This is a genomic window from Lentilactobacillus kisonensis DSM 19906 = JCM 15041, from assembly GCF_001434135.1.
Lineage (GTDB): Bacteria > Bacillota > Bacilli > Lactobacillales > Lactobacillaceae > Lentilactobacillus > Lentilactobacillus kisonensis.
In genome coordinates, this window is record NZ_AZEB01000016.1 from 48,448 (window position 1) to 63,654 (window position 15,207).

Here is a 15,207-nt window from a genome sequence, read left to right on the forward strand (position 1 = left end):
CAAAAGCCCACCAGGGTTAACGTAACGTTAACTCTGGTGGGTTTTTAGTATGGATCGTATTATTTTTTAACTTTTTTAGTTGAAGCTTCCGCCAATCTGGCCTTCGCTGCTAACCAAAATAGGATCGATTGAACCGCATCATACTGCATAATTGTCGACGTATCTGCTGACTCCAAATCCAAACTATTTAACGCCGATGGAACTGTGCCAGCTTTGGCAGCCTGCTCGTTAAACATTATCACAAAATGATTATAGCCAACCTTAGGTGAATTGTCCGCTAAGATTGCCCTTAACCCCACTTTGATTTCGTTAAGTGTGAAAATATTTTTCAATAAGCCGACTACAATTGCCCCAGCTAACTGAGTCCGCCAATACTTCTTCTTAATTGGCGGCACAATAATATTGGCCTTGAAATAGTTATGCATCATTGTCTTAGTGATCTGACTGCCAATAATCGGGCTTAAATACTGATTGGTAAGGGCCAACAATTGGTCTAAGTGCAAATCCAAGGTCGGGAGCTCATCCCACATTGGTAATCGAATTGATGTTGAATTCTGCTTACTGGTCACGTTATCTTCCCCACTTTAATTAAGTTGGTCACCCACTTGAACGGCAATGCCAACAAGTCCCGGACCGGTATGGACCCCCAGTACCGGGGAAACACTTCCTGTGTAGATTTTATCGTATGGAAACAAATGATGCAATTGTTCAGCAACTTTTTGCATCAGTGACTCGTCAGCGCCATTTACCACGGCTATCCGAACGCTTTGTGCTTCTTTGGCGGCTTCCGCGGCTAAATTCACCATTCTCAAAATCGCTTTCTGTTCTGTGCGGGCTTTAGTGATTGGAAAATAAACGCCATCGGGGTCGCATGAGATCACTGGCTTAATTTTTAATAGTGATCCAACTAGCCCAGCCACCTTGCCAATTCGGCCGCCCGCACGTAAATATTTTAAGCTAGGAATGTAAAAGAAAATCCGACTTTTGGCAACGGCGGCGTTCAACCGGTCGATAATTTCAGCATAAGACTTACCCGCATCAATCAATTGCTCAGCATACACCGCAAACAAGCCACTACCAATCCCAATATTTTTGGTGTTAATAACTGCCATTTCAACCCCGGCATTTTCCTGGCTCACCTGGTTAAATAAGCTAAAGCTAACCGATAACTTCGCCGAAATCGTGATCCCAATGAAATGGTCAAATCCGCGTTCCTTTAAGGCGTCGATTTGTTCCTGAATGCTTCCCTGGGTTGGCGCAGAGGTTGTTGGCAATTCAGCTAACCCATCTAGTTTATCGTAAAACTCTGCGGGGGTGATATCCACGTTATCGCGATACTCCTTGCCCGCCATCGTAATCAACATGGGGGCAACCCCAATATTATCATACTTTTTCAATGTTTCTGGCGGGACATCTGAAGCAGAATCAACTAATAACGCAATTTTCTCAGGCATGTGACTTCTCCTTTTTATGGTACGTAGTTTTAAATACTATTTATGTAGTATTCTATACTACGTTGGTGAGTTGTCAATACCATTGACTGACAAAATATCCAAGATTAGTGTGAAATCTAACCTTGAATATTTTGGAAATTATGATGTTAAATGTTGTGTAACCGCAGTTTTCAGAGCCTCAGAAGTCCGACGATAATCGCCATCCTCACCACCTCTGACGATTAACTGTGCCAAATAATTGGTCATCTTTTCAGCCAACCGTTGATCATTAATGTCGTAATCAGAGTACGATATTGCGACTTTTAGTTGAAAAATATACTGCCCCAATTTGCCGAGAATCGATTTGTTTGATGCCGCGTTAACCCGAATCTGTCCCATTTTAATCAAATAGTGATTCACATATTTGGAATCGATGTCGGCTTGAGCCATCGTAAGCCGCAACCCTTCCTTGAATAACTCTGAAATGTGCTTTTGGTTTTTCGCATTCATGTCCACCAAGACAATCGGTGAATAGGTGAGCTCGTTGATTAACACCACAATTTTCTTCCGATCAAAATTGAAATAATTGGCTGTCCACGAGAAGAATGGATAGTCGCCGCTTTCCTGTTTGCCAGCCTCCCTGTCACCAACCTTGGGTAATTTAGAAAAAATCGGCAAGGCCTTCTTTGTTGGATTAATAATCATTTAGATTTTCTCCCCTTACCAAGGTAATGTCCCGCCACTTTCGGTGAACGTACCAGTCATCACATTCTTGGAATCCGTTGCTAGCTTCACGATTTGCTCAGCTCCTTCTGCTGGTGTCTGCATCCCTGCCGGAGTTGGTTCATTGAGGTTGCGGCCGCCAAATCCAGTCGCCGTCCAACCAGGATTAACTGAATTAACCGTCACGTTAGTCCCTGCCAATTCCTTCGCGAAACAAATCGTGGCAAAGTTAACCGCAGCTTTAGAGGCCTGATAGCCCAACGAATTAACGTTATAAAACTGGGACTGCGGGTCAGTAGCCAGCCCCAACGACCCCATATTACTCGAAAGATTGATAATCTTAGCGGACTTTGCTTTCTGCAGCAATGGTAGAAAAGCCTGAATCACGTCTATCAAGCCGAAAAAGTTAACGTCAAACTCCTTTCGCATGATAGCAGTCGAGAGTTTTGAAGCCTTCTCGTGATTGTCCAAGGCAATTCCTGCGTTGTTAATAAGGATGTCCAGATGACCAAATTCATCGTCAATTTTCGTGGCAGCTTGGTCAATCCCTTGCTTGTCAGTCACATCCACGACAACCAAATCAACGACAAATCCTTGACTTCTTAATCGATCAACTGCTCGTTGCCCTTTCTCAGCATTGCGAGCTCCAAGTAAAACATGCTGCCCAGCTTCACCAAGTTTGGTTGCCGTCTCAAAGCCAATTCCTTTGTCAGCACCCGTGATTAATGTCAAAAGCTGATTTCTATTTGCCATGATTATCATCTCCAATATAAAGTTCATGGCCATTCTACCATGGAAAGCCCTAGTAATTTGCCCATTTAAATAGAAAAAGCCAACCAGCTGATTTAACTGATTGGTTCTCTCCAATATTATTTAATGATCTTGACATACTTGCTATTAGCAGTCACATAACCGCCAGTAACCGCATAACGTTTAGCACCAAAGGTCGTAGTCGAGTATGGATGTGAGTACTCCCACTTCTTGACTTTCAAGACGGTACCCTTCTTGATGTGCTTCGTACGTTTACTGAAGTTAGCATTGTTGTAACGGTAAATAGCTTTCTTAACCTTGATTTGCTTAGGCTGCTTCTGGTTACCAGCAATCACAAGTTTGCGGTTTCCGGTAATATAATGACCACTACTCAGGAGATAACGGGTAGTTAAGTTGTGTTTCACAAAGCCCTTCACCTTAAGTTGGGTGCCTTGCTTAAAGTTCTTAACCTTGCTCGTCAAGTTCTTGTTTTTGTACTCGTTGACACCACGGGGGTTGATCACCGTTAGTGTCTTGTGAGAACTGTGGTAATAAACTGGTCGAACAAACGCATAATCAGCAGTGATGTATCCCTTCTTACCAGCAGTCTTGCTGTGATGGTTCACATCACGAACCACGTACCGCAAGTTACCGGCTTTGGAGGTCGCATAATCTGTTACCACAAACATCGGTCGGTTAATCCGCGGCTTCTTAGCGTAACTAGCAACTCGTTCACTCTGCTTGAAGTCCTTGTTACTGTACATATAGATCTTCTTCAAGGCGTAGACGGCTTCACCTTTCTTGGCAATGCCGGGAGTTGCTGGCTGTGTCGTTACTGTCGGCGTTGATGGCGTTGGAGTCGGTGTTGGATTAACCGGATTGACAGGGTTAACCGGATTTACTGGAGTAGGTGGGGTTGGGGTGTTCTTCTTGTAAACCAAAGTAATATCCTTACTGTTTTCACCATACTTCCCAGATAATGTGTTACTTGAACGCACTGGAACTGCTCCGCCAGCAGCAACCGTTAAATGATCAAAGTTATAACCATTTGCAATAGGGATCGTATAAGTCCACTGTGTACCCGGATTACCTGAAATAGTATCAAACGTCTTGCCATTTATTGTAAGAGCATGACCATTTTCATCTACAAAATTAACTTTAAACAGAGTCTTAGGAATTTTGGAATATACATAAGTAACCATTTGGTCGCTGTCAGTATACGTTCCCTTATACGTGCCATCGTTAATGTTAACATCTGCAGCTGGAGCGGGACTTCCGTTTACAAGAATCTGATCCAGCTTATAATCATCCATTTGATATGGATCATTAAACTTCGTTGGCTTAGTTGTGGTAAACGTGTCAACATCAGCAATTTTATCGCTACCTGATAAATTTACATCATCAGCAAGTTTTGTTCCCTCAGAATCTTGATATTTAATTGTTACTGGTCGCGCAGCAACGGGCGCTTTCTTATTACTCAGCGTATAAGTAATTTCCGAAAGCGCATTGGTCGTTGCATCTGGTTCGGAATACTTTGCATCAGCTGGACCGCTAACGGTCACGTAATTATACCCGTAGCTATTTTCGAGATTTTTAAGAATCCCATTAACGTTCTGGTTGTTTTGGGTAGAACTTGGATCAGCTAATGTTTTATTATCTGAAGCTAACTTATAGTTGAAGCTGTCTCCAATTGTACCAGAGAGCGTTTGCTGACCGTAAATATACTGACCTGCATCATTTTTGAAGTTAACGTTAATGTTACCAACCGTGTCGCTAAAGATGAATGGTTGAATAACCACACCATCATACGGATAGCCACTTTCGCCAAACAGTTTATCACTCCAATAAGCTGTTAAATAACCACCAGTCTGTCCACCGGGAATAATTGTACTAGCTTTTAAATCGGTCCAAGTAAGTTGCTGTTGAGGATTATCAATTGCCCCGCCGTTAGCAGTACTAGTATATTCACTAAACCAATCATTTTGAGAAGCATCATTATAGTAAGGTGTAATTGGTACGTTTTGGTCATCAATATTTTTGATAATAAACGATGGTGTCACAAGACTGGTAACCTTCTTATTTAAGGTGATCGTCGGTAGAATGTATGCCTGATAGCCAATAGTAAGCCAAGCCGGCAGCGTACCTTGGGTATCCTGAAGTGGTGAAATATCAGTGATCTCGTTGTGACTTAAGTCAGTCACCATGCCATTATTAGGATCCTTAGATACCAGTCTTTTACCTTTTAAAGCGCTAATATCATGAACACTGGTTAATGAAATGTTAACAGTAGCTAACTTAGTTAATCCTGCTAAGGCACTAATATCAGAAAGTTTTGCATTGGGAAATGCACCGTCCCATTCAGATTGAGCGTCTGTATTTGGTGAAACTTCAATATTGACCAAATTTGTTGCATACTGCAACCCATCAAGATTTTGAACAGCCATAACCGCATTATAATAATCACGATTATCATACTGAACACTCTGCCCTGTCGGATCATCGCTATCATTTCTGTCCGTTCTTAATGAAGTTAAATCATCTGCCAACATTTGCTTCGTTATTTGACTAGCAGACGAAATATTACTACCATCAACTTGAACATCTTTCATTTGTAATTCAGTTAGTACAAGATATTGCAAATTCTTATCCGGCATCCATTCATCAATACTTTGATCAGCGGCTGCGCTCGTCCTATTAAAATCAGCGGCTAGAGCGCTCTGCTGCCCCCCCCCCCATCATATTAAACGATAGAGAAAACAAAACTGTTGCAATCGCAACCATGACAATCTTGATCACCCCGTGCAGTTTTGCTCCTCGATGATAACTAATATTATCCATGACAAAATTCCCCCTCAAATTGTAAATGCTGATAGATATCGTAACAATACCTACTTGTAACTTATGAACAATTTCATTCTATCATAAGCGCTTACAAATTAGCCAACAATGCACAGGGAACTTCGCTTACACTTAGGCTTTCGCCACCAAAAATCCCAGACCCAGGGATTTCTGGCATCAGGCTTCTCAATTACATAGATCAGGACCGCTCCGCAAAAAGGCCAACGACAACGTTAATTGTCATTGACCGATTCATTGAAGGATGAAGCTCATATTAATACTAATTTTTAATCACTAGTCAGCTTGCATGTAAGCACCTTTAGTCATTTGAGCTGCTGAAACATAGCCTTGACCCTTTACGTACAAGAATGTGCTTGTCTTGCTACCCTTGGTAACGGCAACTGAACGGGTGACTTTATATGTAACGCCGCCCTTTAGAACACCCTTCTTAGTGAATGTTACCTTACCAGCATCAGCATAGAAGAAACCTTTATAAACGTTAACGTTTGCTTTGATGTGATAACTTTGTGCTTTGAAGTTCTTAACACCGTTCTTAGCAATTGTATAAGTTACGCCCTTAGTAGCTGTTGTCTTAGTAGTTGCGGCAGATTTCTTAGTAGTTGTCGTAGCAGCCTTCTTAGCAGGTGCCTTAGTTGTCGTTGTTGCGGCATTAGCAGCAGGTAATGCTGAAGTTACTGCAAATGGCGCAGCGAGAGCTAATGGCAATGCAAGTGAAGCGACAGTAATCATAGTTGCGAATTTTTTCATAATAATACCCTCCCTTAATTGGATGAGTTCATTATGCCACGTTACAGTTTAAAGTCAACGAAACATTGCTGTAATATAGCGCCTCTTAATAAAAAGTTAAGCAACCGGTAACACAACATGTATCAATCATGTAAATCCCTATTACAAGGGCAATATAGCAACGATTCACAAAGGTTATCGTTCGGAAATTCCGACCACCATTAATAGGTTAATCTTTGTAACATTTGTAACATTATCCCAATCACAAAAAAGGCTGAGGCAAGTTTTCCACTTACCCCAGCCCTTTCAAAGTGTAGAGTTGTTATGTTACGGTCATCGGATTAAACACGGCACCAATGGCCGCGGCACTGTTTAATTATGATTCTTTCCCACGAAGGATCTCACCTAAGGATGGTTGTTCCTTTCGGTTGATGTGATATTGCTTTGCAAATGCATCAGCAGTATCCTCACCAAATGCCTTTGGATCCAATGGCATAAAGGCCGTTGCAACGGGATCGTCCTGCTTGATTTTAGCATCAATCACGATTGGCTTCTTGTTACCATTGGCTTGAAGGTCCTTAATTTTAGCAAAGACTTCATCAAGATCCTTGATGTTCTTAACCGTAAAGCCAATTCCACCAAGTCCTTCAGCAACTTTAGCCCAATCAGCGTCGGTCAAGTCAACACCGTAGAAGTGCTGCTTAGTTTGCATCTGTTCATACCAAATGAAACCAAATCGGTCATTTGAGAAGACGACGTTAATAACTGGCAAGCCATAACGGGCTTCCGTAATGATATCTTGGCTGACCATTGAGAAGCCACCATCACCAGACAGTGACCATGCCTGACCCTCTGGAACACTCAAAGCACCGGCTAAGCCACCAGGAACACCAAAGCCCATGGTTGCAAATAAACCAGAAATAGCAAATCGCTGATTCTTATTCATTTGCAGGCCCCGAACACTCCACTCCGATACGTTTCCAGTATCAACGGCGTAAGTATCGTTTGGCCCAGCCATTTCAGCAATCTTCTTCGTAACTGACTCAGCATTTAAGCCATCACTGTCATCATCAGCCAGCTTTTCAATCCATTTATCCCAATTCTGTTTGTTCTCTTGGTTAGCTTCAAGCCAAGTATCCTTTGGCCGGCTCTCACCGGTATCAATTAAAGCTTGTAAGTAACTCTCGGCATCAGAAATTACCGCGTAGTCAACATCGATTCGTTTACCAATATCGTAAGAATTGTTATTAACCTGAATAATCTTCGTATTCTGTGGCCAGAAGTTTGCGAATGGATACTCAGAAGCCAAGAACAGGATTAAATCGGCATTTTGAATGGCCTCAAACCCTGACTTCGTTCCAAGCCGGCCAGTTGTGCCAATAAAGTTAGGATGATCTGTACTGATGACCCCAGTTGCCGGAACACTATTCATAACGGGAATATTGAACTGTTCCGAGAACTTGGTCAATGTATCACGGGCACCAAGTAAGCCACGGCCAGCATAAATTAATGGGCGTTTAGCTTCTTTGATCATCTTCAGCGTATCCGTAACTGCTGATGGATCAACGGTCTGCTTAAAATCGTCCGCAACCGTCAATGGGGTTCTAGTTGGCTCATAACCAATCTCTTCTGCGGTTAAGTTTTCTGGCAAGAGAACGACCGCAACGCCCTTTTGACGATAAGCTTCCTTGATTGCTTGATTAACCACGTAAGGAATTTGATCCGCAGTTGTCACTTGTTTGTTATAAACGGAGACGTCGCTGAACATCGGGACTTCATCCATTTCCTGGAAGTAGTTGGTGTTCATTGCGGCCTGGGGAACTTGTCCGATTAAGGCTAAAACAGGAACGTGATCCATTTTAGCATCGTACAAGCCATTAAATAAATGAGTAGCACCAGGACCAGCTGATCCAAACGCAACCCCAACCTTGCCGGTGAACTTTGCGTCAGCTGATGCCGCAATCGCACCAACCTCTTCATGACGTACCTGAATGTATTTCACCTTATCTTTTTCAAGATAGAGCCCTTCAACGGTATGGTTGATCGAACCACCAGGAATTCCGTAGACATGATCAACATCCCAGTCTTCAAGTACCTTTACCAAAGCTTGTCCTGCAATCATCTTAGTCATAGCAATATCTCCTTTTTATCCAAATAACCACAAGCGCTTCCATTGTTGTTATTTAGTTGTTCACCTATTAAGTATAATCTTAAGAAAACAAAATGCTAACATTTAGACTTACTTTTGATAAGTTAGTAGGGTCACAAAGTGTGAAAGTTTAATTACATCTAACTTCATCAAATTTGGCAGACAATTGCGCCATCATATGTACAAAAAATGACTACTGGACTGGGTCTTCAGTGGTCATTTTTGAGTTTGGATATTTTTCCGTTTCCAATATATTTGGTGGTTGTTTCATGACAGGTGCATTTGAAAAAAAATACAGAACGTAAATTTGTAGGTAGCTACTGGACAAACTTCTCTAAATATAGGGATTAGGGCCGCTTCGCAAAGCAGTAGTCTGCACCACTTGGCAAGCACCAGTGCATGGCGGAAACGTGCTACACTAGGCAGGAGCCTGCGCGTAAGCACCTCCGAGAAAAATTCCAGAATCGGGAATTTCCCTCGGAGGAGACTCACACTCCGGTTTCTAAACGCCTGGATCCGCTCACTTTACATATAGGTGCTCAAGAATTCTTCAATACGCTTCTGGTACGCTTTAGGATCTTTCCAAAAGCTTTCCGCATGAGTAGCGTTTTTAACAATCCAAATTTGTTTTGGCGCATGAGTCGCTCGATAGTTTTCGTAAGCCATCTTTGCCGGCACGTAAACATCCTTCTCACCATGAATAAATAAAATTGGCCGCTGGTTCTTTTCCAGCTGCTTAACAGACGATGCACTTTCCAGTCCAAATCCGGCCGCGCGCTTATTGATTTCGCTAACCATTGGTTCCACCGGGTATTCCGGCAAATGATATTGGCGTTTCAATAAATAGGTCACTTCACCCTTGATACTTGAATAGCCACAATCGGCAACAATGGCTTTAACCTGATCCGGCAGGTGCTCCCCCGATAGCATTTCCATCGTGGCACCACCCATGCTGACACCGAACAACAGGATCTGGCTATCCTCGCCAACGTGCTTAATGACCCGGTCAATCCATTTAAGATAGTCAAGCCGGTCTAACCAACCGAAGTTAATGTATGCCCCTGCACTATCACCATGACCACGGTCATCTGGGGTTAACACATTGAATCCCATGTCGTAAAACATCTTGGCATAATTCGCCATTGTCTCCCGATTGCCCTTGTAACCATGCGCAATAATGACAGTCTTTTTCGCTACTTCTTCAGCGGGAATAAAGGTGGCAACCATCTTTTTATTAGGATCATCCGCATTTAAGTACCATTCTTCCGAGGGAACTGAATGAAACCAGTCGACGTATTCATAATATTGATCCGCGTACTTCTGTTTTTCTTTCGAAGTTTCGGGAACGTAGTCGACGCGCTTAAATGCAAAATTAAATAACTTATAACTAACAAACGCACTCCCAGCAGTAATTGCCGTTAGCGGAATTAATAATGGCTTTAACGATGGCATCTTCATCAATTTACTCGAACTCCTTTTTTGTGATACTGGTTATATTAGTTATTTGAGTGATGCAAGTCAAACAACTTTACTGTAATTTAAAAGTGAGCGGAGCAAAGCGGTTAGAAACTGGAACATAAGTCTCCTTGGGCAGAAATTCCTGGGTTTGGAATTTTTGCCCAAGGTGCTTATGTGGAAGTTTCTGCTTTGCGCAGCTGTCCTAGTATAGTGAGCGTAACAAAGCGGTTAAAAGCCGAAATATAAGTTCCTTCTGAAAGAATCCCTGGTTTTGGGGGATTTTTTCGGAAGGTTCTTATATGCAGGCTTTTGCTTTGTGGAGCGGTCCTAATATAGTGAGCGGAGCAAAGCGGTTAGGGATCGGAGTGTAAGTCTCCTATACCGGAAATTCCCGGGTCTGGGATTTTTGGTATAGGTGCTTACGCGCAGATCCCTGCTTTACGCAGCCGTCCTAATCCCCCTCAACTCACCCCAAACAATCATCCGTCATCCAAAAAAGTGCTTCAAACCCGCAAGGTATTTTCACCTTCTCAAACGGCTTGAAGCACACAATTGATAGTTTGTTTCTATATTATTAGCATTCTATGTGAGATACTAAGATCAAGAATTCACTCAAAGGAGCTTTGCCATGAAACTTTCAGTTCTTGGCCCCGAGGGTACATTTACCGACGCGGCCGCTAAAGCGTACTTAAAAACCCAGCCATATGCTAACGTCACCCTTGACTACCACCCCACTTTTGATCAAGTTTATCAAGCCGTTTCTGGTGATAATATTGGCTTATTACCGTTGGAAAATCAGCTTGATGGTTATGTGTCCGCAACGCTTCAACGTTTGCAAACCGCCGCCGTTACGGAAATTGGCGAAATCACGATTCCAGTCGATTTCGGGCTCGTGGCAAACGTTGACAATTTAAGTAAAATCAAACGAATTTATGTGCAATTTAAGACAGAGGGTCAATGTCAGAAATTATTAAGTAGCTTACCTAGTGCGCAAATCATCACAACATCTTCTAATATGATTTCGTTAGAGAAATTTCAAGTCGGTGACTTGGGAGACGCCGCGATCATTCCCCAATCTCAATTAGCTGAAGTCTCCGTTGCCTTAAAACAGAATAACGTTGCCGATCAGGCAGATAACAGCACCCGGTTCATTATTTTTAAGGCCAACCCCGCTAATTTAGTTGAACTTTCCCAAACATCCTTGACCGCAGAACGTTTCAAAGCACCTTTGTTTATCACCCCCGCAGTTAATGATCAGCCTGGTACGTTATACGACATCCTAGGCTATTTTGCTAAAGCCGATTTAAACCTGATAACCATCATGTCACTACCTACAAAATCTAAACTCGGTGTCTATTCCTTCTACCTTGAAGTGTCTGGCAATCGTAATCAACAGGAGGCGCTCTTTACGACGTTACAAGAACTCACTTCAAGCTATCAGGTCCATCCACTTGGCTATTATGCCGTTTGAGCTTGTCGTTCTGCCTGCCGCGCCTTAATTGCCCGTTGCTTGGCCAAATTTTGACGATGAAATTCTGCTAGATGAACTGCTTGGGTAACGAAGAGGTGGGTCTTAGCTTCATAATGATATTTTCTGCCGAGGGCCGCAATATAGCCGTTAATGTAATCAACTTCCGTTGGCCGATCTTTGGTCATATCCTGATACATTGATGGATAGTGCAGTGGCATGTCAATTCGGGTATTAATATCAATCGCGTGTATTTCTTCTTGGCGACTGGAAACCAAATGGATGTCGGCGCGGGCACAAATATCGTAAGCCTCGTCGATCAACTGGCGAGCCATGTCGTTAGCCCCCGGGAAGTTACCAAATTCACCCATTGGAATTTCAAACATAGTACAGATAGTGTTAATAACAGAATTGAAAATAACCTTAGTCATCAGCGTCCCAGTGAAGTCATCGGTGAGGGTAGGGTTCATTTTGGCTTTCTGTAACTCGTCGAACAAGCGGTGGGTCATCTCATCGGGATTTTCAGTTAACGGGCACATATTCAACTTGCCGGCGCCCCGCTTGCCCATAAAGTCAACTTCACCCGGACCAGGAAGAACGGTGGCAATCAATGCCGTCCCGCCAATGATCTTGTCATCAGCAAAGTATTTCTGAAGCTTTTCAATGTGACCCATCCCATTCATGCAGGTAAAGGCATATTGGCGATCATTGAAGAAATGCGCGCACCGTCTCAAGTATTCGTTTAACTGCATTTGCTTCGTGAAAAAGATCAGCATATCTGGATCACCATTATAAGATTCAGGAGTTTCCAACTTGATTTTTACTAAATGCCGATCTTGATGATCCCGCATCTGATAAACGCCGCCCTGTTCACGGATCTTATCAATATGTGGCTGCCATGTATCAATAAATGTGACATCATTACCGGCCTCTTGTAGTAAAATACCATAACGTAACCCCATTGCGCCTGCACCAATCATTGCAAATTTCATAAACAATCACTCTCCATTTCATAGTTAATTAAACTTGATTAAAAAAGCACCCCTGATCTTTTCATAAGATCAAGGGCGCTTTATGCGTGTTACCACCTTTATTTACGATTTGCTCACACAAACCGTCTCATCATGTACGGCCAAGGTCGGCGATACACTGGCACTTTAAGGGGTGCACACCATAGATACTCATCACTTCGCATCTACTGCTTAGAGGTTACTTTCGCTCAGCCAACCATTATCCCTTCTCACTTATCTGGGACTCCCTGAAATAGTTCAGCCAAGTTACTCTCCTCGTCACTGCATTTAATTCCAATCAAATTTTAATGTGGCTATAATCTAACTCATCTAATTTTAATTGTCAACACCCAATTTAAGATTAATTGATCACTTTTGTTTTTTCAGCGACCAAGTTAAGACTTTGTGTTAAGTCGGCAATTAGATCGTTGGGATCCTCAATGCCAACGGATAATCTAATTAAATGATGGGTAATTCCCGCTTTCAATTGTTCCTCTCGCGATAACTCCGCGTGGGTCATTTTGTATGGCAGCTCAATTAGGCTCTCCACGGCACCGAGGCTGACAGCCAGCTGAATCAAGTGAAGATTATCCACAAACTCAGTTGCATCAATCCCATCCCTTAATTCGAATGAAATAATCCCACCATACCCATTGGTTTCTTGACGGGCAATTTCGTGATCCCGACTGCTATCAATGCCCGGATAATAAATTCTGGCAATCTCTGGCCGCTTTTGCAAAAACTGAACCACTTTCTTAGCGTTACTTAAGTGACGATCCATTCTAACGGCTAGCGTCTGAATCCCCCGTCTAATCAAGCTACAGTCTTCTGGCGATAATGTCGCCCCAATGCTATTTTGGTTAAAGTAAATTTTGTCCGCAATTCTTTGATCCTTAGCAACCGCCACGCCAGCAACAACGTCAGAGTGACCCCCAAGATATTTAGTCGCCGAGTGAATCACGATATCTGCCCCTAGATCCAATGGCCGCTGTAGGTAGGGCGTCAAAAACGTGTTATCGACAATGGTCAAAATGCCGTGTTGTCTGGCCAGGCGAGAAACTGCCTTAACGCTGGTTACACGAAGTAACGGATTAGAGAAGGTTTCAAAATAAATGGCTTTGGTATTTGGCCGAATAGCCGCCCTAACTTCGTCAATATTTTGCGTGTCAACGGCAGTAAATTCGAGTTGCCAGCGCTTGAAAAACTCATTGATGATTCTAAAGGTTCCCCCATAAATGGTCTTACTGATGATTAGATGATCGCCTGGAGAGAATATGGATAAAACCGCGTGAATAGCCGCTGAGCCCGATGAAAACGCAAACCCTTGAACCCCATTTTCAAGAATAGCTAACTGGTTTTCCAAATAATGACGGGTGGGATTGCCTGACCGCTCATAATCAAAGGTTACCTTGGCATCAGCGCTCGGATAAATATAAGTCGATGAATTATAAATCGGCACATTAACAGCCCCCGTCCGGTTATCGTTTTCTGGCTTCCCATGAACTAGTTTCGTATCAAATTCTGACATCGCAATCATCCTTTCCTGTGCGTACAAAGTGAACTACTCGTCACTAAAGTAACGAGCTTCTAGGAACACCACATACTTGTCTATCATTCTTTGAATGCTAGATAGAGGTTACAGCTATTTACTAAGGGCTGTCCCAGCCCGATTTAGTCTTGCGTTTCTAAGCACTTAGCATATTCTTAGCGGCGTTGATGTCTCTGTCGTGGTTAATCCCACAATTAGGACAAGTCCACTGCCGAATATCCAAAGTGTGCTTACCGTCATCATATCCACAACTGGAGCAGATTTGAGAAGTTTTTCTGGGATTAACAGTGACCAACTGTTTTCCATACCAATCGCACTTATATTGAAGCTGAGAACGAAGCTCTCTCCAAGACTGATTTGCAATGGCTCTAGCGAGCTTACGGTTTTTCATGAGATTTTTGGTTTTCAAATCTTCAATCTTAATCACGTCATACTGCTTCACCAATTGCTTAGTTAGTAGATGGAGATAATTGTTGCGCTGGTTAGCTATCTTCTCAGAGTATTTGGCAACCATCAATCTAGCTTTCTGGTAGTTTTTAAAATCAGAAAGCTCTCTTGGCACTAACGCTTTGTTGTGCTTATCCCAAGCAATTTCCTTTTGAGCTTGTAACCGACGTCTGGACAAGCATTTTTCCCAGTAATGTTTTTTCTTAGCTAAAATCTTATCAAAGCGAATAGTAGGGTATTTAACCCCATCACTGGTAATCATCAGGTCTGCTACACCCATATCAAGTCCAACAGAATTATTGGCCTTAGGTAGTTCTTTAATCTCTGTATCTACTAAGACCATTGCATAATATTTACCAGTTGAAGATAAGTAGATAGTGACGTTCTTAATCTTTCCAGTTACTTTTCTACCTGATTTAAAACGTACAAAACCAACCTTTGGTAGTTTCAAATGGGAGTTGTCCACTTGATTGATATTTCCATTGACTGAATTAGATTGATAGCTTTGCTTAGGAAACTTACGTGATTTAAATTTTGGGTGTCCTTTATGTTCTTTGAATAGCTTTTGGTAAGCGTGATGTAAGTCTCTTGATACATGTAGTAGAGATGTTGATTCAGCTTGTTTAAGAAAAGGG

13 protein-coding genes are annotated in these 15,207 nt (G+C 42.5%); 1 reads left to right on the top strand and 12 read right to left on the bottom strand.

Annotated elements, in window-relative coordinates; all coding sequences use genetic code 11:
• Positions 1-59: 59 nt before the first annotated feature.
• From FC98_RS08995 to FC98_RS09030, 9 genes are all read right to left on the bottom strand, one after another.
• Positions 60-530, bottom strand: coding sequence for a DUF1836 domain-containing protein (locus tag FC98_RS08995; RefSeq protein WP_008857242.1), 471 nt, complete (start codon positions 528-530; stop codon positions 60-62).
• Positions 531-584: 54 nt separating this feature from the next.
• Positions 585-1,454, bottom strand: coding sequence for a DegV family protein (locus FC98_RS09000; RefSeq protein ID WP_008857243.1), 870 nt, complete (start codon positions 1,452-1,454; stop codon positions 585-587).
• Positions 1,455-1,592: 138 nt separating this feature from the next.
• Positions 1,593-2,138 carry a DUF6933 domain-containing protein gene (locus FC98_RS09005; protein WP_008857244.1) on the bottom strand — a complete coding sequence of 182 codons (546 nt, stop codon included), beginning with the start codon at positions 2,136-2,138 and terminating at the stop codon, positions 1,593-1,595.
• A 15-nt stretch (positions 2,139-2,153) separates the two neighbouring features.
• On the bottom strand, positions 2,154-2,909 hold the full coding sequence (locus tag FC98_RS09010; RefSeq protein ID WP_040471668.1) for an SDR family NAD(P)-dependent oxidoreductase: 756 nt from the start codon (positions 2,907-2,909) through the stop codon (positions 2,154-2,156).
• Positions 2,910-3,025: 116 nt separating this feature from the next.
• Positions 3,026-5,545 (bottom strand): DUF5776 domain-containing protein, encoded by a 2,520-nt coding sequence (locus tag FC98_RS14700; protein ID WP_162254961.1) that lies wholly within the window; start codon positions 5,543-5,545, stop codon positions 3,026-3,028.
• A gap of 61 nt (positions 5,546-5,606) precedes the next feature.
• Positions 5,607-5,744, bottom strand: coding sequence for a hypothetical protein (locus tag FC98_RS14705; protein WP_156637270.1), 138 nt, complete (start codon positions 5,742-5,744; stop codon positions 5,607-5,609).
• Positions 5,745-6,038: 294 nt separating this feature from the next.
• On the bottom strand, positions 6,039-6,512 hold the full coding sequence (locus tag FC98_RS09020) for a hypothetical protein (RefSeq protein ID WP_008857255.1): 474 nt from the start codon (positions 6,510-6,512) through the stop codon (positions 6,039-6,041).
• 355 nt (positions 6,513-6,867) lie between these two features.
• Positions 6,868-8,622: a pyruvate oxidase gene (gene spxB, locus FC98_RS09025; protein WP_054655199.1), complete on the bottom strand. Its 1,755-nt coding sequence runs from the start codon at positions 8,620-8,622 to the stop codon at positions 6,868-6,870.
• Between the two features lie 543 nt (positions 8,623-9,165).
• Entirely contained in the window at positions 9,166-10,098 is a 933-nt protein-coding gene (locus FC98_RS09030; protein ID WP_056949465.1) for an alpha/beta hydrolase, read from the bottom strand.
• Between the two features lie 628 nt (positions 10,099-10,726).
• On the opposite strand from FC98_RS09030, the gene FC98_RS09035 reads away from it, so the two are divergent.
• Positions 10,727-11,569, top strand: a complete 843-nt coding sequence (locus FC98_RS09035) for a prephenate dehydratase (RefSeq protein WP_056949466.1) — start codon at positions 10,727-10,729, stop codon at positions 11,567-11,569.
• On the opposite strand, the gene FC98_RS09040 is transcribed toward FC98_RS09035, so the two are convergent.
• The 3 genes from FC98_RS09040 to FC98_RS09050 form a co-directional block, all read right to left on the bottom strand.
• Positions 11,557-12,558 carry a ketopantoate reductase family protein gene (locus FC98_RS09040; RefSeq protein ID WP_054655201.1) on the bottom strand — a complete coding sequence of 334 codons (1,002 nt, stop codon included), beginning with the start codon at positions 12,556-12,558 and terminating at the stop codon, positions 11,557-11,559. The genes FC98_RS09035 and FC98_RS09040 overlap by 13 nt on opposite strands.
• Before the next feature lie 379 nt (positions 12,559-12,937).
• Positions 12,938-14,104, bottom strand: a complete 1,167-nt coding sequence (locus FC98_RS09045; RefSeq protein ID WP_040471672.1) for a trans-sulfuration enzyme family protein — start codon at positions 14,102-14,104, stop codon at positions 12,938-12,940.
• A gap of 157 nt (positions 14,105-14,261) precedes the next feature.
• Positions 14,262-15,207 (bottom strand): RNA-guided endonuclease TnpB family protein (locus FC98_RS09050; RefSeq protein ID WP_056949467.1); only part of this gene is annotated, 946 nt, incomplete at its 5' end.